The organism is Thiohalobacter thiocyanaticus (assembly GCF_003932505.1).
In the GTDB taxonomy this organism is placed as follows: domain Bacteria; phylum Pseudomonadota; class Gammaproteobacteria; order Thiohalobacterales; family Thiohalobacteraceae; genus Thiohalobacter; species Thiohalobacter thiocyanaticus.
This window is the reverse complement of sequence record NZ_QZMU01000001.1, coordinates 357,323-382,918: the sequence shown is the minus strand read 5'-3', so window position 1 is coordinate 382,918 and position 25,596 is coordinate 357,323. Positions and strand designations below refer to the sequence as shown.

The window sequence follows — 25,596 nt, the reverse complement described above, 5'->3', positions numbered from 1 at the left end:
CGCCTTGCCTTTATGAACGGACTCCGGTTGACATCAATGCTCTTCTTTAGGACGCTTGGTTGCGTCCTGTTCGCGGCTGGTTCGCGCAGGCCGGGCCATCCGCCGACCGCTCGGCCAGGGGCCAGGGCCAGGAATTGTCGTGCCAGTCGGGATCGCGCACTCGCCGGCGAAGGCCTAGAGTATTCCAGGTTCATCGGTGCACAGGGGGTGTCGCCGTGCAATCAGCAGGGTCGGTTGTTGCCGTAGCGGTCGATGCGGGCGGGGGTCATCGGGAGCTGGTCGCCATGAGTTCGGCGAGCGGGCCCGAGCAGGAAGTCGCGGTTGCCGTGGAATGAGGTTGCTGATTATACGCTCGTGATGACAGGCGCGCAATTTCTCGCATTTCCTTGATAGGAAGGTTGTTCTCGTCATCCCCGATCCCGGCTTCGAAACAGGTTCGCCGGGATGTACAGACCTCGGTGCGGGTCGGGGCGGGATCGAGTGCATCACAGATAAAGCGGGTGAACAGCGCCCGGATCTGCGGACGCTGCGGGTACCAGATTGCCGGTCGGAGATTGAAACAGGGTGTGCATTTGCAGGGGGGGTGTGTGTTATCCAGGCTCTGAGGTACGGCCGCAGCACGGCGGCCTGTGTGTGAGTCTATTCCTCGACTTCCGTGACTCATTCATCGATCACGAGTCCTCCTGCGGACGTCCTGGTGGCCGCCCTCGCTGCATGGTGGCGACCTTCTCGATGGCGTGAACACGTCCAGATCCTCGGTGACTTGCCGAAGACGCCACAGTTTCAGTAGTACCCCAGCCCTGCGGGTGTGGTCGAGGTGAAGTGAGGGAAACTCCGTTGTCCTTCACATGCTGAAGAACTCTGGAGGAGGCCGAGTTCGGTGTCAGGTGGTGCGGCCATGGCGGGAGGCGCCTTCGACGTTCTTCAGGCCGTTGTCGGCTCGTTCTTCTTGATCGGGGGCTACGGGTATGCTTCTGCCTATGCCGGGCTCGAAACCAGCCGCCCTGGATCATTTGAAGCCGGGTTATGACACGAGGAAGCTGTTTGCAGTAGTAGGATCCGGAAACGTGCGTATTCCAGGAAGTTCTCACGGGTGACGGGGGCTTTTCGCGCGTTCGAGTTCGAGGACGAGTCGCCCATGTGGTCGCATGCGTACCGTCACGGATCGGCTCTTGGTCGTGCGGCGTGAATGTGAAGCGGCGAGCAGGATCAGGGCCGGCCAGATCTGGAATAATAATCGTTTTCAACATGATGGCGTGCTCGTTGCGGCGGTTCGGACGCGGCCATGTCAGATAACGGCTTTCCCGGCGGGGAGAAGGGAAAAACCCGCCGGTTCCCATTGCCGATAGCCTGGCACCCGGCGTCTGGCACTGGAACCTGATGATAAGGCTATGATTCCGCCCGAATGAGGCAGCCCTCGTCACAACCCGTTCGCACCAGTCCCACGGGGGAGATGCCACCCCGGCACCGCCCCCGCACCGCCTGTCAACGCCCTGCTGGCCGGCATCACGGCGGCGGTCTCCTGCTGCGCCATCGAGGGGACACGGATCGCGAGCGCCGCCGGGGGATAAGTACGGCGAGCAGCTGCAGCGCGATCTGCGCTGGCTGGGTCTGGAACTGTGCATGACGGGTCCGGGGTGGTGCAGCGGCGATGCGGGGCCCTATGCCCAGTCCGAACGGGGCCGGGATCTAGAACTTATTTCGAAGCGGTGATCGCGGCCCCCGCCCTGGCTACCCTGCTACAGCAGCGCCACAGGAGCTTCGCCATCGCGCGCAAGGCGCAGCAGGTGCCGGGCAGCCCCGCGTTCTCCCGGCACATGTGCCGGCTCAGTGCCCGATGAACGGCGCGCCCGCGCGCGGGGGGCCGCCGCGCCGACATGCGGCTTCCGGGTTGCCGCCGGGGGCGAGGAGAAGATCGAGTTTTCATGACAGGGTGCGGGGGGCGAGCGTTTTCGCAGCGAGGAGATCGTTGATTTTCATATCCGCCGCGGCGACGGCAGCCGCGGCCTCTTTTCAGCATGCCATCGACGATGCCCGATGGGGCGTGGACATGTGCTGCGTGGCGAGGATAACCTGCACAACACCCCGCGCCAGTCATGCTCCCGATGCGCTGGGAATCTCCCGGCACCGGCCTACGGCCCCATTACCATGATCGTGCTGTGAGGACGGCGCGCCCTGTCCAAGCGTTCACGCAGCCAGAGTCTGCGCGAACTGCGCGAGACCGGCTATCTGCCCGACGCCCTGTGCAATCACCTGGCCCGGCTGGGGCATACCTGTGAACAGGATGGCTATCGGGTTTTGGAAGAGCTTGCGCAGGGTTCTCACCGGGATCGTCTGGGCAGGGCGCCCCGGCCCGGCACGACCGCAGAGCTGGCAATGGTCAGCGGAGGCCATTCAGCATGCCACCGATGCGAGCATGTGGGAGTGGTTGCACAGGTCACAGATTCATCACGGCAGGACCGCTGGCCGATTCGTTCCACCGACCGGCTATCGCCTTCGTGCAGGCCAATCCGCCGACAATATCTAGATTGCCGGCGATGCCTTCGTCGGGCCACCAACCTGTTGCCGAGCGGACGACAACTACATCCCGACGCGAGGCAGGTGATCAGGGACGCCGGACGGTCCTTCTTCGAGACCGCCGACGCCGAGATCAATGCCGGCCACGCGGATTTCCGATCCTATGCCAAGGCCGTGGGCCAGGCTGCCGGCGTCAAGGGCAAACAGCTGTTCATGCCGCTGCGTGCGGCCCCTCAACCGGCGAGCTGTACGATCCCGAAAACACGGCGGCGTTGGCTGCACCGGCCTCGAACTCGGCCGCGCTGTGACCCTGCTGGGCAAGCCCCGCATCAGCGCCGCCCTGCGCCGGGCCGCGGCCCTGTGCAACAACTGAACGGATTTAAAAACCCCCCCAAGGGGGTGGGAAACAGCATGCTGCAGATCTACAACAGCCTGACCCCGCGAGAAGAGGTATTCCGCCACTAACCCGGCCGGGTGGGATGTATGTTCTGCGGCATGACGGTCTATGCACTACTGTCACCTGGGGCACGCCGGGTGCTGGTGGTGTTTCGAACGTGATCGCCACGTTATCGCGCGAGCTGGGCTTGAGCTGACCATGGCGCACATCAACCGACATTACGACAAAGATCATCCAGCGCGCCAACGAGAAGGGCGAGTCGATTTCCATGGACCTCCCGGATCCCCGCTTCATCGAAGCCATGCACTGAGGACAGCGCCGCGCTGGGTGTGCGCCCCCCTATCATGAGCGCGGGCTACCACGTCGATGCAGTGCATTCCTCGACATGATCGCCACCCCGGTGGACCGGGGCTACGGCCTATCAGGCGGGCAATGGTGAATGACGTCTTTATGCATGTGTCAGCCGGTTTTCGAGTCCATGGCCGCCTGTCCGGCGAGAAGCCGGATTCGGCTGCCGCGCCGGTTGCCCGCATCGATGTTGACGAGGCCAAGGCCGATCCGCTGGACTTCGTGCTGTGGAAGGCGGCCCAAGCCGGACGCGCCGAGCTGCGGATTCCCCCTGGGGGGACCGGGCCGAGCCGGGGGTGGCCACATCGAATGCTCGGCCATGTCAACGAATGCCTGAGTGCGCATTTCGACATCACGGCGGCCGCATGGACCTCAAGTTCCCCCTCATCACGAGAACGAGATCGCCCAGTCCGAGGCGGCCACCGGCTGCCACTTCGTCAACTACTGGATCCACAACGGCTTCGTTCAGGTCGACGAGGAGAAGATGTCCAAATCGCTGGGCAACTTCTTCACCGTGCGTGAAGTGCTGTCACAATTCCTGCCCGAGGTGGTGCGGTTCTTCATCCTCAGCAGCCACTATCGTAGTCCGCTGAACTACACCGAGGCAAATCTGCACAAGGCCCGCGGCGCGCTGGACCGGCTCTATACCGCGCTGCGCGGTGTCAGTCCCGCCGATGAGCCGGATGCGCAGGCGGTGGCGGATTTCCGGGCCCGCATGGACGACGACTTCAACACCCCCGAGGCCATCGCCCAGCTGTTCGAGCTGGCCCGCGAACTGAACCGTGCCAAGAGCGAGGATCCTGACCGCGCCGCCGTGCTGGCCGCCACCCTGCACCGCCTGGGCGGGGTCATCGGACTGCTGCAGGCCGATCCGGAAGACTACCTGCGCGGAGCCGGCGCCGGCGGGAGCGAACTGGATGGCGTTCAGATCGAGGCCCTGATCACCCGGCGCCGCCAGGCCCGGGCGGAGAAGAACTGGGCCGAGTCCGACCGCATCCGCGCGATGAGCTCAAGGCCCAGGGCATCCTGCTCGAGGACGGGCCCGAAGGCACCAGCTGGCGCCGGGCCTGAAGGCGCTGATCACGTTTTTCAGCCTCCGCCGGTGATCCTCTCCCCCGCCCCGGTTTAGACCGAATCCATCAAGATTTCCCGCCTGCCGCCGCTATAGGAAAATAGACGGTTTATCACTAAAAAACATAAAGTTGTATTCACATGACCCACTGCAATGACGGGTGGGCGTCAGGCAGGCGGAGACACATGACCGATCGAATCTATCGCGCGCTGCTGGGCACATTGTTGCTGGTGGCACTGTATTTCGAACTGCCCGGCCTGATCCTGGGTCTGATCGTGGTCATGCTGCTGGAGGGCGTGACCAACCTGCGCCTGCCGCTGGTGCTCGGGCGACTGTCCGGCGGCGAGAGTGGCTGCCTGGTCGATGGCGATGACTTCGCACCCGCCCGGCGCCGCCTGCAGCTGCCCTTCGATGCCGAACGGGCCTGGCGGATCATGGTCTCGCTGTTCCTGATCCTGTCCGTGTTCGTGTTCACCGAGATGCTCTGGTTCTTTCCTGGTTTCATGGGTTTCGCCATCCTGGGGGCAGGGATAAGCGGCGTATGTCCGGTACTGATCTCGCTCAAGTTCGCCGGCTTCCGGTGAGCCGGTGACCGCCGTCCCCCCGCCATGACGCTGTTCAGCCGGGTGCCGTTGCCGGCCGAGGCTGCATACCCGACCTGAGAGACCGCTTACAGACATGCAGGATTCGACCCAGCAACTGCGCGCACGGCTTCCCACCAAGATCACCGGCATCGTGTTCTGGGGAACTGTCTTCGTCGGCCTGATTCTGACCCTGTTCCAGATGCGGACCCTGGAAGAGGACATACGCGGCCGGCATGCCCTGCAGAGCAACCGCTTCAGCGAGGCGGTGGTCGAGCTGCTGGCCGGGCGCGAGGTTGCATCGATTGATGCACTCTCATCGGCTGTCGAAACAGTGGTCGAACAACATGGCCTGGAGGGTGCCGAAATCGTCCTGGCCGAACAGCGCCTGCGTTTCGGTCGCATCACCGGCGGGCAGGACCGTCACGAGCAGACGCTGCAGGCGAATGCCGGCCCGGCTGACACATCCGGCCTGCAGCGCGTGGTGATCTATCTCCCGGCGGTCGAGGCAGAGGTTGCGCGTATGCGCAAGGAGCTGCTCATCACCATGGGCGTGCTGTTCTCCGCTTTCGGCTTCATCCTGCAATGGATACTCCAGCGGCTGCTGACCCAGCCCTTCATCGGCATGGTCACCACGGCACAGCGTTTCACCGCCGGTGATGAACAGGCGCGATTCGACGAGACCCGTCAGGACGAGTTCGGTTTTCTCGGCAAATTCTTCAACAAGGCCCTGGACTACCTGCTGGTGCAGCAGGATGAGCTCAGGGACGCGCTGGCGCGGGTCCGCGAGTCGGAATCGGCTCTGTATCATGAAAAGGAAAGGGTCGAGGTCACGCTGCATTCCATCGGCGATGCGGTGATTACTACCGACGAGACCGGCTGCATCGAATACTTCAACCCCGTGGCCGAACGCCTGACCGGCTATCAGCTGCACGAGGTTCAGGGCCGGGTGCTGCGCGAGATCATGCAGTTGATCAATGAAAACACCCGCCAACCGGTGGAAAATCCTGTCGATCAGTGTCTCAAGTGCGGCGAGATTCTGGAGCTGGCCGATCATACTGTGCTGGTGCGCGCTGACGGCGAGGAGGTGGCGATCGCCGATTCGGCCGCGCCCATCCGCGAGCGCAGCGGCGGCATCATCGGCGCGGTCATGGTGTTCCACGACGTGGGGCATGCGCGCAAGCTCGCCCGCCAGCTCTCCTACCAGGCAACCCATGACGCCCTCACCGGCCTGTACAACCGCCGTGAGTTCGAGCAGCGCCTGAAGGAAGCCATCGAGGAGTCCCGCCTGCGCGGAGACGAGCATGCCCTGTGCTACCTGGACCTGGATCAGTTCAAGCTAGTCAACGACACCTGCGGCCACATCGCCGGCGATGAACTGCTGCGCCAGATTGCCGTGCTGCTGCAGGGCCGGATCCGGGATGCCGATATCCTCGCCCGCCTGGGCGGTGACGAGTTCGGCGTACTGCTCATGCACTGTTCGCTGGAGCAGGCCCGACGGGTGGCGGAGGATCTGCGCAAGACGGTACGCGATTTCCGCTTCGTGCACGAGGAACACAGCTTCGAGATCGGCGTGAGCATCGGCGTGGTCACGGTCAACGCCTCCATCCACAACATGACCGAGGTCTACAGTGCCGCCGATGTGGCCTGTTACGCGGCCAAGGACAGCGGCCGCAACCGCATCCATGTCTACAAGCCGGACGATCACGAACTCAAGCGCCGCCAGGGCGAAATGCGCTGGGTAGCGCGCATCCGCAAGGCCATCGAGGAGGACCGGTTCGTACTCTATTCGCAGGTCATCGAGCCGGTCAGCGATCCCGGCCTGCCGGTGCATTACGAGATCCTGCTGCGCATCTGCGACGAGAACGGCGAGGAGGTGCCGCCCATGGCCTTCATCCCCGCCGCCGAGCGTTACAACATGATGCCCGAGGTGGACCGCTGGGTGGTGGACCGGGTGCTGGATACCGCCGCCACCATCGAGCGGGGTCCGCTGCGCGAGGCGGTCTGGACCATCAACATCTCGGGTCGCTCTCTGGGCGAGGACGAGTTCCTGCGCTACCTGCTGCGCCGCATCGCCGACTCGCCGGTGCCCGCCGGGCGGTTCTGTTTCGAGATCACCGAAACCGCGGCGATCGCCAACCTGCGCCGGGCTGCGCGCTTCATCAAGCAGCTCAAGTCACTGGGCTGCCGCTTCGCGCTGGATGATTTCGGCAGCGGGCTGAGTTCGTTCGCCTACCTGAAAAACCTGGAAGTGGATTACCTGAAGATCGACGGCAGTTTCGTGCGCGACATGGTGGAGGATCCGATCGATCATGCCATGGTCGAGGCCATCAACAACGTCGGCCATGTGATGAACATCCAGACCATTGCCGAATTCGTCGAGAACGACGCCATCCGCGAGGCGTTACAGGACCTGGGTGTGAACTATGCCCAGGGCTACGGCATCGGCCGGCCGCTGCCCCTGACCGAGCTGCTGGCCACGCGCGGCCTGACCCGGGTGGTTGCCCGCGACTGCGGTTGAATCTGCACTGCCCAGGATGGGTGGAGGCGCCTGCCGCCGTAACCCATCGGCATGCCGGGAAACGATGGGTTGCGCTACGCTCCACCCAACCTGCAAGGGCCTTGATCAGGTGTCAGTCGGTGTCGTGAAAGCGCTCGGCGGCGAGCAGGGTGTTCTGCAGCAGTGTGGCGACGGTCATCGGGCCCACCCCGCCGGGCACCGGTGTGATCAAGGCGGCGCGTTCGCAGGCGGCTTCGAAGGTGACATCCCCGATCAGCTTGCCTTCCCCGGTGCGGTTGATGCCCACGTCGATCACGGTCGCCCCCGGTTTGACCCACTCGCCCTGTACGATGCCGGGCTTGCCCACGGCCACCACCAGGATGTCGGCCTGACCGACATGCCAGTCCAGGTTCTGCGTGAAACGGTGGCAGGTGGTGACGGTGCAGCCGGCCAGCAGCAGCTCCAGCCCCATCGGTCGGCCGACATGGTTGGAGGCGCCCACCACCACGGCCTGGCGGCCGTAGAAGCCTTCGTCGATCGCCCGCAGCAGGGTCATCACCCCGAAGGGGGTGCAGGGGCGCATGATGGGAATGCGCAGGGCCAGGCGGCCGAGATTGTAGGGATGAAAGCCATCGACGTCCTTGTCCGGACGGATGCGTTCGACCACGGTCTCGGTGTCGATGTGCGAGGGCAGGGGCAGCTGGACCAGGATGCCGTCGATCTCGGGATCGGCGTTCAGCCGGTCGATCAGCGCCAGAAGTTCGGCCTCGGTGGTGGTCTCCGGCAGGTCGTGGCCGAGCGAAAGGATGCCGGCTTCCTCGCAGGCGCGACGCTTGTTGCGCACATACACCTGGGAGGCCGGATCGCTGCCCACCAGCACCACGGCCAGGCCGGGGCGGCGCTTACCGGCGGCCAGCCGGGCATCGACCCGTGACTTGATTTCGCCACGGACACCCGCCGCAATCGCCTTGCCGTCGATCAACTGCGCAGCCATCGGATTGTCCTTATTCAACCTGCCGGGGAAGCGGGGCATTCTCGCACGCGCTCGCGCGCGCCATCAAGGCACAAGGGGTGCCTCCGGCAATGGCCGGTGAATTGACGCCAACGGGGGCGCGGCGTATTATCTGCGCCCTTGCCCCGGCCCGGTATCCACCCGGATCGGCGGTCCGGATCAGCGGGATCGTAACGGCCGTTCAGCGCCTGGTCGGGTTGAGGAACGACAGGCCAGGGACAGCTGGCATACCGGGGTATAGCGCAGTCTGGTAGCGCGCCTGCTTTGGGAGCAGGATGTCGGGGGTTCAAATCCCTCTACCCCGACCATAGGCGCCCGGTGGGGAACGAGGATTCAGCGCCCCGGTAGCTCAGGTGGATAGAGCAAGGGCCTTCTAAGCCCTAGGTCGGGGGTTCGAATCCCTCCCGGGGTACCATCTGCCACACCCGGTGTGGCGGTTCCGGGTCATCGGCCCGAGATCAATGGTGGGCGTAGCTCAGTTGGTAGAGCACAGGATTGTGACTCCTGCGGTCGTGGGTTCAACTCCCATCGTCCACCCCATATTGCGGTGTCCTGCTGCGGCAGGACCGGCAAACGTTCATTGAAAGGCTGGTCGGGGATGCAAGGCCCCGGTATAATTCCGACGGAATTTGGGCCGTTAGCTCAGTTGGTAGAGCAGGTGACTCTTAATCACTTGGTCGAAGGTTCGAGTCCTTCACGGCCCACCATTTTCTCTTCCCCAGGCACGGGCAATCTCGCCCCGCACGCCGATTTTCCGTATTCTCATCAATATTTATAGGGTTCGCGCGGCCTGCGCGGCACGCTATAATCCCCCGATTGAGTAGCAAGCGCGAAAGTGGCGGAACTGGTAGACGCGCTGGATTTAGGTTCCAGTGGGGCAACCCGTGAGAGTTCGAGTCTCTCCTTTCGCACCAATGCGCAGAGGTATCAAGCGGACACAGGCCACCGGCCGGCCGCCCTTACGGGCCGGGTCTGCCGGTGAAGTAGGGCGCGCCGCGCCGGTTTGAGGGAAACGCAAATATAATCGAGGTTAAAAATGCAGGTTTCGGTAGAGAATTCAGGGCCGCTCGAACGGCGGATGACGGTTGAGGTTCCGGCCGAGCGGCTGGACCAGGAGGTCGAGAACCGGCTCAAATCCATGGCCCGTACGGCCCGGATCGCCGGCTTCCGCCCCGGCAAGGTGCCGTTCAAGGTGGTCCGCCAGCGCTACGGCCGCCAGGTGCAGATGGAGGTGGCCAGTGAGCTGATGAACTCCAGCTTCCAGGAGGCGCTGAACCAGGAAGGTCTGCGTCCGGCCGGCGGGCCGCGCATCGAGCCCGGCGAGATCGAGCCGGGCCGGAACCTGGAATTCACCGCGGTGTTCGAGGTCTACCCCGAGTTTTCCCTGGCCCCGCTGGAAGACATCGAGATCGAGAAGCCGGTCACCGAAATCTCCGACGCCGACATCGACGCCATGCTGGACAAGCTGCGCCGCCAGCGCGCCACCTGGGAGCCGGTCGAGCGCGGCGCCGAGCAGGGCGACCAGGTTGTGGTCGACTTCAAGGGCACTCTCGACGGCGAGCCCTTCGAGGGCGGCGAGGGCAGCGACATGACGGTCGAGCTCGGCTCCGGGCGCATGATTGCCGGGTTCGAGGAAGGCCTGGTCGGCCTCAGCCCGGGCGACGAGAAGCAGCTGGATCTGACCTTCCCCGAGGATTATCACAGCGAGGCGCTGGCCGGCAAGGCAGTGAAATTCGACGTCAAGGTCAAGCAGGTCTCGGCCTCGAAACTGCCCGGGATCGACGAGGATTTCGCGGCCTCCCTGGGCGTGACCGAGGGCGGGATCGAGGCCCTGCGCGAGGAAGTGCGCAAGAACATGGAGCGGGAGCTGGAAAATGCCCGCAAGGCCGTGCTCAAGGACCGGGCCTTCGAGGCGCTGATCGAGAAGAATCCGATCGAGGTGCCCGCCGCCCTGGTCGAGGAGGAGGTCGACCGCCTGGCACAGGATATGCAAAACCAACTGGGCCAGAACCAGAACCTCAATCTGCCGCGCGAGCTGTTTCAGGACAAGGCCCGGCGTCGGGTGCTGCTGGGCCTGCTCATCGGCGAGGTGGTCAAGGCCAACAACATCCAGGTCGATCAGGACCGGATGCGCACCCTGGTCGAGAACATCGCCGCCGGCTACGAGGATCCGGAAGAGGTCCTGAAGTGGTACTACGGCAACCAGGAGGCCATGGCCAGCGTCCAGACCCTGGTGCTGGAGGAACAGGTTATGGACTGGATCCTGGACCAGGCGAAAATCACTGAAAAGCCATACACTTTCGAAGAGTTGATCGAACTCAGACAGGCTGCGAACAGCTAAAGGAAATCTTCTTCATGACCGATACGAATGGGAAAGGCGGCGCCCTGGACGCACAGGCGCTGAATCTGGTGCCGATGGTGATCGAGCAGACGGCGCGCGGCGAGCGGGCCTATGACATCTACTCGCGCCTACTCAAGGAACGGGTGGTGTTCGTGGTCGGCCCGGTCGAGGATTACATGGCCAACGTGGTGGTGGCGCAGTTGCTGTTTCTGGAATCGGAAAATCCCGACAAGGATGTGCATCTTTATATCAACTCGCCGGGCGGTTCGGTCTCTGCGGGCATGGCGATCTACGACACCATGCAGTTCATCAAGAACGATGTCAGCACCATGTGCATCGGCCAGGCCGCCAGCATGGGCGCGGTCCTGCTCGCCGGCGGGGCCAGGGAGAAACGCTACTGCCTGCCGCATTCCCGGGTCATGATCCATCAGCCGCTGGGCGGCTTCCAGGGCCAGGCCAGCGACATCGACATCCACGCCCGCGAGATCCTGCTGGTGCGCGAGCGCCTGAACCACATCCTGGCCCAGCACACCGGCCAGCCGATCGAACAGATCCAGCAGGACACGGACCGCGACCGCTTCATGAGCGCGGAACAGGCACGGGATTACGGACTCATTGACTCGGTGCTCGAGCGCCGGGCCGCCGAGGACTAGGGCCTGTTAACACTGCCCTGGCGGCGGGAAATACCCTGAATTGGCGCAGGGATTGCTTGTCATACCGGGCAAGAAGGTGTTGAATGGTCCCTGTGAGATGTACTAAAGGACGCCAAGGGCGTATAGAGGGTTGACTATGAGCAACGATCGAACCGGCAAGGGGGATGATGGCAAGCTGCTGTACTGTTCCTTCTGCGGGAAGAGTCAGCATGAAGTGCGCAAGCTGATTGCCGGGCCGTCCGTCTTCATCTGCGACGAATGTGTCGAGCTGTGCAATGACATCATTCGCGAGGAGATGCAGGAGAAATCCACTACGGGTGGCAGCAAACTGCCCAAGCCCAAGGAGATCGACGAGGTACTCGACGAGTACGTCATCGGTCAGACCCGGGCCAAGAAGGTGCTGTCGGTCGCCGTCTACAACCACTACAAGCGCATGGATGCTCGTCAGCGCAAAGACGAGGTGGAGCTGTCCAAGAGCAATATCCTGCTCATCGGCCCCACCGGCTCGGGCAAGACTCTGCTTGCCGAGACCCTGGCGCGCCTGCTCAACGTCCCCTTCACCATCGCCGACGCCACGACGCTGACGGAGGCGGGCTATGTCGGCGAGGACGTCGAGAACATCATTCAGAAGCTGCTGCAGAAGTGCGACTATGACGTCGACAAGGCCCAGACCGGCATTGTCTACATCGATGAGATCGACAAGATCTCGCGCAAGTCGGACAATCCCTCCATCACCCGCGATGTGTCGGGCGAGGGTGTGCAGCAGGCATTGCTCAAGCTGATCGAGGGCACCATCGCCTCGGTGCCGCCCCAGGGCGGGCGCAAGCATCCGCAGCAGGAATTCCTGCAGGTGGACACCGGCAACATCCTGTTCATCTGCGGCGGTGCCTTCGCCGGCCTGGACAAGGTGATCCGCGATCGTTCCGAGAAGGGCGGCATCGGCTTCTCCGCCACGGTCAAGAGCAAGGAGACCAAGCGCAATGTCGGCGAGATCCTCTCCGACGTGGAGCCGGAGGACCTGATCCACTACGGACTGATCCCTGAGTTCGTCGGCCGTCTGCCGGTGGTGGCAACCCTGGAGGAACTCGACGAGGATGCCCTGATCCGCATTCTGACCGAGCCCAAGAACGCCATCACCAAGCAGTACCACAAGCTGTTCGACATGGAAGGCGTGGAAATCGAGTTCCGTGAGGACGCCCTGCGGGCCGTGGCGCGCAAGGCGATGGAGCGCAAGACCGGCGCCCGCGGTCTGCGTACCATCCTGGAGAGCGTGCTGCTCGACATCATGTACGACCTGCCGTCGATGGAGAACGTCAGCAAGGTGGTCATCGACGAGAGCGTGATCACCGGCGATTCCGAGCCCTACATCGTCTACGATTCCTCCGAGCAGCGCGCGGTATCCGACTGAAGCTGTCCAGTCCCCGGCGCCTCGCGCCGGGCTTCCGGCACTGCGCCGGGATTCCGCGGCGGCCCCCTGATGCTTCTGAAAGTAGCTCAAAAGGCAAATATTTCTGGCTCTGCCGCCGCTCCTTCCGCGGCCATCCATCCGTTCCCCTGTCTGGCGCGAATATTGCGTAATTCCTGACACGCCCCGGGATTGAATCCGTCCCCCGGCGGCCGCATATTGATTCAGACGGCCAGGAAGGCCACCCGGGCACAGGGATTTGACGACACACTCCGATGAGAGGTACTCCAGCATGGAGCAAGACGACAAGACAACCGAGATGAGCGAATCCACCACTACCGCGATTCCCGTGCTGCCCCTGCGCGATGTCGTGGTCTATCCTCACATGGTGATTCCGCTGTTCGTGGGCCGTGAGAAATCGATCAAGGCGCTGGACCTGGCCATGCAGAGCGACAAGAAGATTCTGCTGGTCGCTCAGAAGAGCGCCGAGGTCGACGATCCCCAGGTCGATGACATCCACGAGATCGGTACCCTGTCGAGCATCCTGCAGCTGCTCAAGCTGCCCGACGGCACCGTCAAGGTGCTGGTCGAGGGCGCCGAGCGCGCACGCGTGAAATCCTTCGTGGAGACGGATGAATACTTCTCCGCCGAAATTGATCATGTCGGCGACACCGTCAAGGACGAGGAGCGCGAGGTGGAAGTCCTCATGCGATCGCTCATGACCCTGTTCGATCAGTACGTGAAACTGAACAAGAAGGTGCCGCCGGAGATCCTCAGCTCCCTGTCCGGGATCGAGGACGCCAGCCGCCTGGCCGACACCATCGCCGCCCACATGTCGCTCAAACTCGAGGAGAAGCAGAACATCCTCGAGATCGAGTCCGTGCGTCAGCGCCTGGAACATCTGTGTGGGCTGATCGAGGGCGAGATCGACATCATGCAGATCGAGAAGCGCATCCGCGGCCGCGTCAAGCAGCAGATGGAGAAGAGTCAGCGAGAGTACTACCTCAATGAACAGATGAAGGCCATCCAGAAGGAACTGGGTGAACTCGAGGATGCGCCCAACGAGATCGAGGATCTGCAGCGCAAGATCGAGAAGGCCGGCATGAGCAAGGATGCGAAGGAAAAGGCCGAGGCCGAGCTGAACAAGCTCAAGCTGATGTCGCCGATGTCAGCCGAAGCCACCGTCGTGCGCAACTACATCGAATGGCTGGTCTCGGTACCCTGGAAGAAGCGAACCAAGATCCGCCATGATCTCGCCAATGCCGAGAAGATCCTGGACGAGGACCACTATGGTCTGGAGAAGGTCAAGGAACGCATCCTGGAATATCTCGCCGTGCAACAGCGCGTGCGTAAGCTGAAAGGTCCGATCCTGTGCCTGGTCGGACCGCCGGGCGTGGGCAAGACCTCGCTGGGCCGTTCCATCGCCCGCGCGACCAACCGCAAATTCATTCGCACCTCGCTGGGCGGCGTGCGCGACGAGGCCGAGATCCGCGGCCACCGCCGCACCTACATCGGTTCGCTGCCGGGCAAGGTGGTCCAGAACATGGCCAAGGTGGGCGTGCGCAATCCGCTGTACCTGCTGGACGAGATCGACAAGATGTCGATGGATTTCCGCGGCGATCCCAGCTCCGCGCTGCTGGAGGTGCTGGATCCCGAGCAGAACAACACCTTCGCTGACCACTACCTGGAGGTCGACTTCGATCTGTCGGATGTGATGTTCGTGGCCACGGCCAACTCGCTGAACATTCCGGGCCCACTGCTCGACCGCATGGAAGTGATCCGCATTCCCGGTTACACCGAGGACGAGAAGATCAACATCGCCAAGCGCTATCTGCTGCCCAAGCAGATCAAGGCCAACGGTCTCAAGGAAAACGAGATCAAGGTCAGTGAGACGGCGCTGCGTGACGCGGTGCGTTACTACACCCGCGAGGCCGGGGTGCGTAATCTGGAGCGCGAAGTGGCCAAGATCTGCCGCAAGGTGGTCAAGGAGCTGCTGCTCAAGGGCGAGGGCGACAAGATCATCAGCGTCACACCGAAGAACCTGGACAAGTACCTGGGCGTGCGCCGGTTCCGCTATGGACGGGCCGAGGAGAACGACCAGGTCGGGCAGGTCACGGGCCTGGCCTGGACCGAGGTCGGCGGCGAGTTGCTGACCATCGAGGCCGCCGTGGTGCCCGGCAAGGGCCGCTGGACCCATACCGGCCAGCTCGGCGACGTGATGAAGGAATCCATCCAGGCCGCCACCACCGTGGTACGCAGCCGCTGTGACACGCTGGATATCGATCCCGAGTTCTACCACAAGTTCGATATCCACGTGCACGTGCCGGAGGGTGCCACGCCCAAGGACGGTCCCAGTGCCGGCATCGGCATGTGCACCGCGCTGGTCTCGGCACTGACCGATATCCCGGTGCGGGCCGATGTCGCCATGACCGGCGAGATCACCCTGCGCGGCGAGGTGCTGCCCATCGGCGGCCTCAAGGAGAAACTCCTGGCCGCGCATCGCGGTGGCATCACCACTGTCCTGATCCCCGAGGAAAACAAGAAGGACCTTGCGGAGATTCCCAAGAACGTCAAGGACAAGCTGGAGATCATTCCGGTCAAGTGGATCGACGAGGTACTCGAGGTGGCGCTGCACCACATGCCCACGCCGCGTACCTCCGAGACGGAAGCCGAACAGGAATCGCTGCCGGAGAAGAAAAAGTCCAAGAGCAAGCCCAAGGGCTCGCGTGTCAGGGCACATTAACATCAGTATATAAGTTAATGTAAAAACGAAGCGCGTTGTCTTTTTGACGACGCGCTTTTCTTTTGTGCATACGCAACATACCGAACGGAATGGTATGAAAACGGTGTGGCTTTATTGACAGTTACGGGGCGGGCTTGTATAAAAGCCGCGTGCCACGATATTTGTAATCTCGTATCGACTATATCCGACTCCGCCTCATCCGTTTCCGGATTGCGAGTCCCAGAACTGGCCGCTCTCGATTTTCTTTCTCATCACATCCCAAATCCAAGGGGGAATGGTAGATTATGAACAAAGCTGAACTGATTGACGCTGTTGCCGATTCCGCGAACCTGTCCAAGGCCGATGCCACCCGTGCCGTTGACGCCGTACTGGATGCCGTCACCGGCGCTCTGAAAAAGGGTGAACAGGTAAGCCTGGTCGGCTTCGGCACCTTCGAGGTTCGCGAGCGCGCCGCCCGCCAGGGCCGCAATCCGCAGACCGGTGCCACCATCCAGATCGCCGCCTCCAAGGCACCTGCATTCAAGGCTGGAAAAGCGCTGAAGGATGCCGTAAACTAGCGCACCTGCTTTTGAGGGTGCTTAGCTCAGCCGGGAGAGCATCGCCCTTACAAGGCGAGGGTCGGGGGTTCGATCCCCTCAGCACCCACCAAAATGCGGACCGGTAGTTCAGCTGGTTAGAATGCCGGCCTGTCACGCCGGAGGTCGCGGGTTCGAGTCCCGTCCGGTCCGCCACTACATCGAAGGGCGCCTTGCGAGGCGCCCTTTTTGTTTGTACAGTTGCCCACTTCGTGCGCCGCTTTATAAGCCTGAAAATCATTAATGGCCACGGAATACACGGAAAGCACGGAAATATAAGGGCAGAAATTTATAGCGGCTCTGTTTGGCTCGCTGCCCGTCATTCCGGCGCAGGCCGGACTGCAGCGATAAATACTGTCCTTTGAGAAAAACACTGTGATTTCACCGCTATGCCAGCTTCTACGGTATGAGCGCGGCGGGTTGCTCACAGCCCTGTTGTGTAATCTTTTCAGTGTTTTCCGTGTATTCCGTGGCTATTATGTTTTTTGGATAATCAATCCGGGAATTCATCATGCTGCAAGCCATTCGCGACCGCGTCACCGGCATCATTGCCTGGGTCATCGTGGGTCTGATCTCTGTCACCTTCGCCCTGTGGGGGGTGGACTCCTACCTGGGCGGCAGCGCCTCCAACTACGCCGCCAAAGTCAACGATACCGAGATCAGTACCGATCAGTACCGTCTGGGGCTGCGCCAGCAGGCCAACCGCATGCAGGCCATGCTGGGCGAGCGGTTCGATCGCTCCATGTTGACCACGACCGAATTCAAACGTGCCGTGCTCAACCGTCTGGTCGAGGAGGAACTGCTGCTGCAGGCCGCCGATGATTATGGCCTGAGTATCAGCGACAGCTATCTCGCCGCCCGGATCCATGCCGACAGCGCCTTCCAGACCGATGGCGAATTCGATCCCGAACGCTACAGGAACCTGCTGGCCCAGCAGGGCATGTCTCCTTCACTGTATGAACACCAGTTGCGCCGCTCGCTGTTGATCAACCAGCTGATCAGCAGCATTTCCACCTCCGGGATCGTGACGGAGGCCGCCGTAAGCCAGGGCCTGCAGCTGCAGAATCAGGGCCGGGAGATCGCCTTCCTGCAGCTGCCGTTGGACCCCTGGCTGGAGCGGGTCGAAGTCAGCGAGGACGAGATCGCTGCCTACTACGAGGCCAACAGCGGGCAGTTCGTGGAACCGCAGCAGGTGCAGCTGAAATACCTTGAGCTGAGTCTGGATGATCTGCGCCAGGAGATCAGCATCGACGAGGCCCGGCTGCGCCAGCTCTATGAGGACGAGAAGGCACGCCTTGCCGGCGAGGAGCAGCGTCGGGCCCGGCATATCCTGATCGAGCTCTCCGAGGGCGCCGGGGCGGCCGAGGAGGCCGCGGCCCGCGAGCGGGCCCGTGCAATCCATCAGCAGCTGCAGGATGGCGCCGATTTCGCCGAACTGGCCGAGGCCGAGTCCGACGACCCCGGCTCTGCTGCCCAGGGTGGAGATCTGGGCTTTTTCAGCCGCGGCTTCATGGTGCCCGAATTCGAGCAGACCGCCTTCTCGCTTGAGCCGGGCCGGATCAGCGAGCCCGTACGCAGCCCGTTCGGCTTTCATATCATCGAAGTGACCGATATCCGGGCCAAGGACGTGCCGGGTTTCGAGGAGATGCGTGACGAACTCCACCGCCGTGCCACCCAGGACGAGGCCGAGCAGCGCTTCTATGACATCGCCGACCGGCTGTCGCAGCTGACCTTCGAGATCCCGGATTCCCTGCAGCCGGCCGCGGACGAGCTGGACCTGGAGATCCAGACCAGTGACTGGATCTCGGAGTCCGGCGGCCCGGGTATCGGGCAGTATGACCAGGTGCTGAATGCGGCTTTCAGCGAGGACGTGCTGGACCAGCGTAACAACAGTCAGCCGCTGGAGGTCGAGCCGAACCATGTGCTGGTGTTGCGGGTGGCCGAGCATCAGCCGACCCGGCCGTTGCCGCTGGAGGCAGTCAGCGACCGGATCCGCGAACGCGTGGCGCGGGAAAAGGCCGCCGGACAGCTGCGTGAGCACGGCCAGGCCCTGCTGGCACGGCTCGAGGCGGGCGAGACCACACTGGAGGCCCTGGCAGAAGAGGCCTCGGACGCGTCACTGGAAACCCCCGGCGCGATCAAACGCGGCGATCCGGGTGTTGATCCGGTGATCGCCGCCCGCGCCTTCAAACTGCCGCGTCACAGTGACGGCAGTGTCACCCGCGACGCCTTCGTCGACAGCCGGGGTGACTACATCCTCCTGGAGCTGCGGGGCGTGCAGGAGCCCGACCTGCAGGCGGTCGGCGAGAACCAGCGCCAGGCCTTCCGGCGCAATCTGTTGCAGCTGTACGGCTCGGTCGAAGCGCAGGCGCTGGTCGAACAGCTCCGGGCCGGGGCGGAGATCGAAATCAACGAGCAGCTGATCGAAGACTGATTGCCTGAATGTTGACCCGCCTCGCGCTGCACTGGCAGATCCTCATTGCCCTGATTCTGGCGGTGATCGCGGGGCAGCTCAGCGGCACCGAGGCCGGCATCGCCGGCGTCAGCTTCTACGCCGTCTACGACTTCCTGGGCACACTGTTTCTCAATGCCCTGAAGATGCTGATCGTGCCGCTGATCATGGCCTCGATCATCTCCGGCATCGCCGGGGTGGGGCAGGGCGGCAGCCTGGGCCGGCTCGGCGGCCGCACCCTCCTGTACTACCTCCTCTCCAGCCTGATCGCCATCCTCATCGGCCTGACCCTGGTCAATCTCATCAGTCCCGGTATCGTCGACGGCGAACCGGCGCGCGACATCATCGGCCTGCAGGCGCCGGCTGCCGAACTCGAGCAGGTGGCCGGCAAGGGCGCCGGCGACATCGCCGAGGTGTTCCTGCGCATGGTCCCGCCCAATGTCATCGAAGCCGCCACCAACAACGGTCAGATGCTGGGCGTGATCTTCTTCAGCCTGCTGTTCGGTTATTTCATGGCCCGTATCGAGGAGCCCTACGCCGAGAGCCTGTACACCTTCTGGCAGGGTGTGTATGAAGTCATGATGCGCATCACCGACCTGGTGATGCGCTTCGCCCCGATCGGCGTGTTCGCCCTGGTCGCCCGGGTCATGGCCGATACCGGCCTGGGCGCCTTCGTGCCGCTGCTCAGCTTCGCCCTGACCGTGCTGGCGGCCCTTGCCCTGCATGCCTTCGTGGCCCTGCCGCTGATCCTGGTCCTGGTCGCCCGGGTGCGACCCGGTCGGCACTACCGGGCGGTGGCGCCGGCCATGCTGACCGCCTTCTCCACCGCCTCATCCTCCGCCACCCTGCCGATCACCATGGAATGTGTACAGGACAACGCGAAGGTTTCGCGCCGCACCAGCAGTTTCGTACTGCCGCTGGGCGCGACCGTGAACATGGACGGCACGGCCCTGTACGAATGCGTAGCGGCGATCTTCATCGCCCAGGCCTACGGGTTGGATCTGAGCCTGGCCCAGCAGTTCTCCATCGTGGTGATCGCCCTGCTGACCTCGGTGGGTGTGGCCGGCATCCCCGCCGCCAGCCTGGTAGCCATCACCATCATCCTCGCCGCCATCGGCCTGCCGGCCGAGGCCATCGGCCTGATTCTGGCCGTGGACCGCATTCTGGACATGTGCCGCACCAGCGTGAATGTCTTCAGCGACTCCTGCGCCGCAGTGGTCATCGGCAAGCTGGAAGGGGAGGAGGGGATTCTTGCGGATGAGGGAATGACAAGGCACAAAGCCTTAAACCGTTAAGGCGTCGAAGGCGCGCAAAATCAATATATGCAAGTCGTAGGTTGGGCTGAGTAACACGAAGCCGAACAACAGGCTGCAACATTACAGTTCAGCTTTCGTGATATGGTTTGAATTATTCTTAACTTCGCGCCCCTTCAACGCCTTTGCGTTTTGAAGCGTTTATCCGTGGCTATAAGACCGCAAGCGTTTCTATCCTGACTTCACTCCATCTCCGGCGCACCGACGATGTTGTAGCCGCCGTCGACATAGGTGATCTCGCCGGTGATGCCGGAGGCCAGGTCCGAGCACAGGAAGGCGGCGGCATTGCCGACCTCATCGATGCTGACGTTGCGCCGCAGCGGGGCGTTTTTTTCGCCGTACTCCAGCAGCTTGCGGAAGTTACCGATGCCGGAGGCGGCCAGGGTGCGGATCGGGCCGGCGGAGATGGCGTTCACCCGGGTGCCCTCCGGGCCCAGGCTGTAGGCCAGGAAGCGCACGTTGGCCTCGAGGCTCGCCTTGGCCAGGCCCATGACGTTGTAGCTGGGCATGGCGCGCACCGCGCCCAGATAGGTCAGGGTGAGCAGAGCGCCGTTGCGGCCGGCCATCAGCGGCCGGGCCGCCTTGGCCAGGGCAGCGAAACTGTAGGAACTGATGTCGTGCGCGGCGGCGAAGTTCTCGCGGGTGACACTGTCCACATAGGAGCCTTCCAGCGCCTCCCTGGGGGCGAAGGCCACGGAATGGACCAGGATGTCCAGCCCGTCCCAGTGCCTGCCCAGTTCGGTGAAGACATTGTCGATCTGTTCATCCGAGCTCACGTCCAGGGGCAGGGTGATGCTTGTGCCCAGTTCGCCGGCCATCTTCTCGACCCGGCCCTGGAGCTTGTCGTTCTGGTAAGTGAGCGCCAGCTCGGCGCCCTCGCGCTGCATGGCCTGGGCGATGCCCCAGGCAATGGAACGGTTGCTGGCCAGGCCGACGATGAGTGCGCGTTTTCCAGCGAGAAATCCCATAACCCTGTCCTTTATCTGTATCCGTAGTGGGGAAATCCGGTAAGGTACCGAAAAACGCCGGTCGCGGAAAGGGCGGCAGGAAGGGCCCGTAAATCGCTTGCTGCAACCCTGCGGCACATCGCTATAATGCAAGTCCATGACAATTCCAACAAAACAGCTCGGCGGCCTGCTCGGCCTGTGCTGGCTGCTGCTGGCCGGCTGCGGTGACCAGCCCTGGAACAGTCCCTATCCGGCCAGCGATCAGGACGCGAACATTCACTATTCCTCGTTCGAGGAGCGTCCCAAGCACCTGGACCCGGCCCGTTCCTACAGCTCCAACGAGGTGGTGTTTCTGGGTCAGATCTACGAGCCGCCGCTGCAGTACCACTATCTCAAACGGCCCTACGAACTGATCCCCCGCTCGGCCGAAGCGGTACCCGAGCCGGTCTACCTCGACGCGGAGGGCAAGGCACTGCCCGCCGATGCACCGGCCGACGCCGTGGCCTACAGCGAATACCGCATCCGCATCAAGCCGGGCATCCGCTATGAGCCGCATCCGGCCTTTGCCCGGGATGCGGCGGGTGACCATGTCTACCACGATCTGGACGCGCGCGCGCTGGAGGGTCGGCACAGCCTGCAGGATTTTTCCCGTACCGGCACCCGTGAATTGGTGGCGGCTGATTTCGTCTACCAGATCAAGCGTCTGGCCCACCCGGGCCTGCATTCGCCGATCCTCGGGCTGATGAGCGAGTACATCGTCGGACTGGCGGATTATGCTGCCACCCTGGGCCGGGCCTGGAATGAACTCAAGCAGGAGGCCGGGGACAGCGACGGCCTGTACCTGGACCTGCGTGACCACCCCCTGGCCGGCGCTGAGGTGATTGACCGCTATACCTATCGCATCCGCATCCAGGGCCGCTACCCACAGCTGGTGTACTGGCTGGCCATGCCCTTCTTCGCACCCGTGCCCTGGGAGGTGGATTACTTCTTCTCCCAGCCCGGCATGAAAGCCCGCAACCTGACCCTGGACTGGTATCCGGTGGGCACCGGACCCTACCGCCTCACCGTGAACAACCCGAACCTGGAAATGGTGCTGGAGCGCAATCCCCATTTCCGCGGCGAGACCTATCCCACCGAAGGCGAGCCCGGCGACCGGGAAGCGGGCCTGCTGGATGACGCGGGCAGATCCATTCCCTTCATCAACAAGGCCGTGTTCAAGCTGGAAAAGGAACAGATTCCCTACTGGAACAAGTTCCTGCAGGGCTACTATGACAGTTCCGGCATCAGCTCCGACAGCTACGATCAGGCCATCAAGGTGGGCGAGGGCGGCGAGGTCGGACTGACCGAACAGATGCGGGACAAGGGCATCAGTCTGCAGACGGCGGTGGCCACTTCCATCTTCTACATGGGCTTCAACATGCTCGACCCGGTGGTGGGCGGTGACAGCGAATCTGCCCGCAAGCTGCGCCGGGCCATCGCCATCGCCATGGACTATGAGGAATTCGTTGCCATCTTTCTCAACGGCCGCGGGGTACCGGCGCAGGGTCCGATTCCGCCGGGCATCTTCGGTCATCGCGACGGCGAGGCCGGGATCAATCCCCATGTCTACGACTGGGTCGACGGCCGGCCGCAGCGCAAATCCATCGAGGAGGCCAGGCGCCTGCTCGCCGAGGCCGGCTATCCCGGCGGCCGAGATGCCGAGACCGGCAGCCCGCTGGTGCTCAACTTCGATACCACCGGCGGCGGGCCGGATGACAAGGCGCGCATGGACTGGCTGCGCAAGCAGTTCGACAAGCTGGATATCCAGCTGGTGATCCGTGCCACCGACTACAACCGCTTCCAGGACAAGATGCGCAACGGCACGGCGCAGATCTTCCAGTGGGGCTGGAACGCCGACTATCCCGATCCGGAGAACTTCCTGTTCCTGCTCTATGGCGAGAACAGCAAGGCGGAGAAGAACGGCGAGAACGCGGCCAACTACCGCAGCGCGGAATTCGACCGGCTGTTCGAGCGGATGAAGAACATGGACAACGGCCCGCGGCGCCAGGCGATCATCGACGAGATGCTCGCCATCGCCCGCCGCGACGGCCCCTGGCTGTGGGGCTTCTACCCCAAGAGCTTCGGCCTGCACCATGCCTGGCTGAAGAACAACAAGCCCAACCTGATGGCGCGCAACACCCTCAAGTACAAACGCATCGACACCGATCTGCGCAAACGCCTGCGCCGGGAGTGGAATGCGCCCGTGGTCTGGCCGCTGGCCCTGGTCGCAGGCGTGCTGGTTGTCGCGGTGGTGCCGGCCTGGATCGGCTATCGCCGGCGCATGCACATGCGCGGGAGACGGGACTGATGCTGGCCTACATCCTGCGCCGCGTGCTCTATGCCCTGCCGATCCTGATCGGGGTGAATCTCATCACCTTCGCCCTGTTTTTCGTGGTCAACACCCCGGACGACATGGCGCGCATGCACCTGGGCATGAAGCGCGTGACGCCCGAGGCGATAGAGCGCTGGAAGGACGAACACGGCTACAACATGCCGCTGCTCTACAATGCCGAGTCCGGCGGACTCGACAGCCTGACCGAGACCATCTTCTTCGAGAAATCGGTCAAGCTCTTCGCCTTCCAGTTCGGTCAGTCCGACAGCGGTCGGGACATCGGCCATGACATACGCCAGCGCATGTGGCCGAGTCTGCTGATCGCCCTGCCCACGCTTCTCCTGGGACTGGTGGTGTATCTCAGCTTCGCCCTGCTGCTGGCCTTCTTCCGGGGCAGCTATATCGACATCGGCGGGGTGGTGCTGTGCATCATACTGATGTCGATCTCTGCCCTGTTCTATATCATCGGCGGCCAGTACCTGGTGGGCAAGATGCTGCACCTGGTACCGATCTCGGGCTTCGACACCGGCTGGCAGGCGCTGAAATTCACCATCCTGCCGGTGCTGATCGGCGTGGTTGCCGCCATCGGCAGCAATGGCCGCTTCTACCGTGCCATCTTCCTGGAGGAACTGGGCCGGGATTACGTGCGCACGGCGCGGGCCAAGGGCACCAGCGAGCCGCGCCTGATGTTCCGCCACGTGCTCAAGAATGCCATGATCCCGGTGCTGACCAACATCGTGGTGATTCTGCCGTTGCTGTTCATGGGCAGCCTGATCATGGAATCCTTCTTCGGTATCCCGGGCCTGGGCAGCTACACCATCGATGCCATCCAGAACCAGGACTTCGCCATAGTGCGTTCCATGGTCTTTCTCGGCTCGGTGCTCTACATCCTCGGCCTGCTGCTGACCGATATCTCCTATACCCTGGTTGACCCGAGGATCCGCCTGTCATGATGCCCGTGATCCTCTGGACCGATGCGCTGGTGTGGCTGCTGGTCGCGGTCATCGTGTTGTCGGGTTTCTATATGCGCAGCAAGCCGCATCTGCGCGAGCCCTGGCAGCGGGTGATCCGCAGCCGCACGGGTATGTCCGCGCTGGTGGTGCTGCTGGCGTTCGTGCTGATCGGCCTGCTGGATTCATTGCATTTCCGCGAGGCCCTGCCCGATCAGACGCAAGGCGGGGAGGTGCATTATTCCGGCGAGGTCATGAGCGTGTTCGACAAGCTCGTCGGTCCGCTGCGCACCCGCGTGGAGAAGACCTATTCCGCACCCTTCTCGGCCTGGCTGTACATGAAGGAGATGGTGGAACGGCCCGACGGCAGCCAGGTACTGGACTATCCGCGGCTGGAGCACGGCGCGGCGCACCTGGCCGATCCGGTCACTGAGCGCGACGCCGATATCGCCCGGCGGCTGGGGCTGGCCACGCTGCAGACACTGCTCTGCATGGCCCTGCTCGGCCTGGCCACCGCTGCCCTGGTCGCGAGACGTTACCGCCTGGATCTGCGCGCGGCGCTGGGCCTGAGCCTGCGCGGCGGCACGGCCCTGCCCCTGCCGGCGCTGCTGCTTACCCTCACGGTATTGATATGGCTGCTGTTCGCCGCTGTCAACCTGGCCGGCGCCTATCACGTGTTCGGCACCGACAAGGTGGGGCAGGACGTATTCTATCAGGCGCTGAAGAGCATCCGCACCGGGCTCATCATCGGTACCCTGACCACGCTGATCATGCTGCCCTTTGCCGTGCTGCTTGGCATCATGGCGGGTTATTTCCGCGGCTGGGTGGATGATGTCATCCAGTATCTCTATACCACCCTGAACTCCATCCCCGGCGTGCTGCTGATCGCCGCCGCCGTGCTGATGATGCAGGTCTACGTGGATACCCATCCGGAGCTGTTCGAGACCATGGCCGAGCGCGCCGACCTGCGGCTGCTGTTCCTGTGCATCATCCTCGGTGTGACCAGCTGGACCGGTCTGTGCCGCATGCTGCGTGGCGAGACCCTCAAGCTGCGCGAAATGGACTACATCCAGGCCGCCACCGCCTTCGGGGTGCCGAATTTCGTGGTGATCCTGCGTCACATCCTGCCCAATGTGATGCATATTGTGCTGATCGCCGTGGTGCTGGATTTCAGCGGTCTGGTGCTGGCCGAGGCGGTGCTGTCCTATGTCGGCGTCGGCGTGGATCCGACCATGAACAGCTGGGGCAACATGATCAACCGCGCCCGTCTGGAGATGGCGCGCGAGCCCATGGTCTGGTGGTCGCTGCTCGCCGCCTTCATCTTCATGTTCACCCTGGTGCTGGCGGCGAACCTGTTCTCCGACGTGGTCAGGGATGCGTTCGATCCACGGCTGCGGGAGCAGCGTGGGTGATATCAGG

General features: G+C 63.1%; 14 protein-coding genes, 7 tRNA genes and 1 pseudogene. 20 read left to right on the top strand and 2 right to left on the bottom strand.

Going from position 1 to position 25,596, the window contains the following annotated elements; genetic code table 11:
- The first annotated feature begins 2,928 nt into the window (after positions 1-2,928).
- The 3 genes and pseudogenes from cysS to D6C00_RS01835 all read left to right on the top strand — a co-directional run bounded on the left by cysS (position 2,929) and on the right by D6C00_RS01835 (position 7,436).
- Positions 2,929-4,333 (top strand): annotated as a pseudogene (gene cysS, locus D6C00_RS01845) (cysteine--tRNA ligase).
- 186 nt (positions 4,334-4,519) lie between these two features.
- Positions 4,520-4,918, top strand: a complete 399-nt coding sequence (locus D6C00_RS01840; RefSeq protein WP_158675248.1) for a DUF2892 domain-containing protein — start codon at positions 4,520-4,522, stop codon at positions 4,916-4,918.
- Between the two features lie 94 nt (positions 4,919-5,012).
- Positions 5,013-7,436, top strand: a complete 2,424-nt coding sequence (locus D6C00_RS01835) for an EAL domain-containing protein (RefSeq protein ID WP_241546769.1) — start codon at positions 5,013-5,015, stop codon at positions 7,434-7,436.
- 112 nt (positions 7,437-7,548) lie between these two features.
- On the opposite strand, the gene folD is transcribed toward D6C00_RS01835, so the two are convergent.
- The gene (gene folD / locus D6C00_RS01830) at positions 7,549-8,409 is read right to left on the bottom strand and encodes a bifunctional methylenetetrahydrofolate dehydrogenase/methenyltetrahydrofolate cyclohydrolase FolD (protein WP_125180046.1); all 861 of its coding nucleotides are present in this window, start codon (positions 8,407-8,409) and stop codon (positions 7,549-7,551) included.
- Positions 8,410-8,658: 249 nt separating this feature from the next.
- Here folD and D6C00_RS01825 point away from each other — a divergent pair.
- The 14 genes from D6C00_RS01825 to D6C00_RS01760 all read left to right on the top strand — a co-directional run bounded on the left by D6C00_RS01825 (position 8,659) and on the right by D6C00_RS01760 (position 19,891).
- Positions 8,659-8,735, top strand: a tRNA-Pro gene (locus D6C00_RS01825).
- A gap of 30 nt (positions 8,736-8,765) precedes the next feature.
- A tRNA-Arg gene (locus D6C00_RS01820) sits at positions 8,766-8,842 on the top strand.
- Positions 8,843-8,891: 49 nt separating this feature from the next.
- Positions 8,892-8,967 (top strand) — tRNA-His (locus D6C00_RS01815).
- A gap of 91 nt (positions 8,968-9,058) precedes the next feature.
- Positions 9,059-9,134 (top strand) — tRNA-Lys (locus D6C00_RS01810).
- 122 nt (positions 9,135-9,256) lie between these two features.
- Positions 9,257-9,341, top strand: a tRNA-Leu gene (locus tag D6C00_RS01805).
- A 122-nt stretch (positions 9,342-9,463) separates the two neighbouring features.
- Complete coding sequence (gene tig / locus D6C00_RS01800; RefSeq protein ID WP_125180045.1) at positions 9,464-10,768, top strand: trigger factor; 1,305 nt, start codon at positions 9,464-9,466, stop codon at positions 10,766-10,768.
- Between the two features lie 14 nt (positions 10,769-10,782).
- Positions 10,783-11,421, top strand: coding sequence for an ATP-dependent Clp endopeptidase proteolytic subunit ClpP (gene clpP / locus D6C00_RS01795; RefSeq protein ID WP_125180044.1), 639 nt, complete (start codon positions 10,783-10,785; stop codon positions 11,419-11,421).
- 136 nt (positions 11,422-11,557) lie between these two features.
- A complete protein-coding gene (clpX, locus tag D6C00_RS01790) occupies positions 11,558-12,829 on the top strand; it encodes an ATP-dependent Clp protease ATP-binding subunit ClpX (protein WP_125180043.1) in 1,272 nt (423 codons plus the stop codon).
- Between the two features lie 289 nt (positions 12,830-13,118).
- Positions 13,119-15,569 carry an endopeptidase La gene (gene lon / locus D6C00_RS01785; protein WP_125180042.1) on the top strand — a complete coding sequence of 817 codons (2,451 nt, stop codon included), beginning with the start codon at positions 13,119-13,121 and terminating at the stop codon, positions 15,567-15,569.
- A gap of 284 nt (positions 15,570-15,853) precedes the next feature.
- Complete coding sequence (locus D6C00_RS01780) at positions 15,854-16,126, top strand: HU family DNA-binding protein (RefSeq protein ID WP_125180041.1); 273 nt, start codon at positions 15,854-15,856, stop codon at positions 16,124-16,126.
- Between the two features lie 15 nt (positions 16,127-16,141).
- Positions 16,142-16,217, top strand: a tRNA-Val gene (locus tag D6C00_RS01775).
- A gap of 6 nt (positions 16,218-16,223) precedes the next feature.
- Positions 16,224-16,300 (top strand) — tRNA-Asp (locus D6C00_RS01770).
- Between the two features lie 355 nt (positions 16,301-16,655).
- The gene (locus D6C00_RS01765; protein WP_125180040.1) at positions 16,656-18,578 is read left to right on the top strand and encodes a SurA N-terminal domain-containing protein; all 1,923 of its coding nucleotides are present in this window, start codon (positions 16,656-16,658) and stop codon (positions 18,576-18,578) included.
- Between the two features lie 8 nt (positions 18,579-18,586).
- The gene (locus D6C00_RS01760; RefSeq protein ID WP_125180039.1) at positions 18,587-19,891 is read left to right on the top strand and encodes a dicarboxylate/amino acid:cation symporter; all 1,305 of its coding nucleotides are present in this window, start codon (positions 18,587-18,589) and stop codon (positions 19,889-19,891) included.
- A gap of 200 nt (positions 19,892-20,091) precedes the next feature.
- On the opposite strand, the gene D6C00_RS01755 is transcribed toward D6C00_RS01760, so the two are convergent.
- A complete protein-coding gene (locus D6C00_RS01755) occupies positions 20,092-20,877 on the bottom strand; it encodes an enoyl-ACP reductase FabI (protein ID WP_125180038.1) in 786 nt (261 codons plus the stop codon).
- A gap of 136 nt (positions 20,878-21,013) precedes the next feature.
- On the opposite strand from D6C00_RS01755, the gene D6C00_RS01750 reads away from it, so the two are divergent.
- Genes D6C00_RS01750 through D6C00_RS01740 form a run of 3 tightly spaced genes read left to right on the top strand, consistent with a single transcriptional unit; the run spans position 21,014 to position 25,589 of the window.
- Positions 21,014-23,203 carry an ABC transporter substrate-binding protein gene (locus D6C00_RS01750; RefSeq protein WP_125180037.1) on the top strand — a complete coding sequence of 730 codons (2,190 nt, stop codon included), beginning with the start codon at positions 21,014-21,016 and terminating at the stop codon, positions 23,201-23,203.
- Positions 23,203-24,180 (top strand): ABC transporter permease, encoded by a 978-nt coding sequence (locus tag D6C00_RS01745; protein ID WP_125180036.1) that lies wholly within the window; start codon positions 23,203-23,205, stop codon positions 24,178-24,180. Before D6C00_RS01750 ends, D6C00_RS01745 begins: the two co-directional genes overlap by 1 nt.
- A complete protein-coding gene (locus tag D6C00_RS01740) occupies positions 24,177-25,589 on the top strand; it encodes an ABC transporter permease (protein WP_125180035.1) in 1,413 nt (470 codons plus the stop codon). Before D6C00_RS01745 ends, D6C00_RS01740 begins: the two co-directional genes overlap by 4 nt.
- The last annotated feature ends 7 nt before the right edge of the window (positions 25,590-25,596 follow it).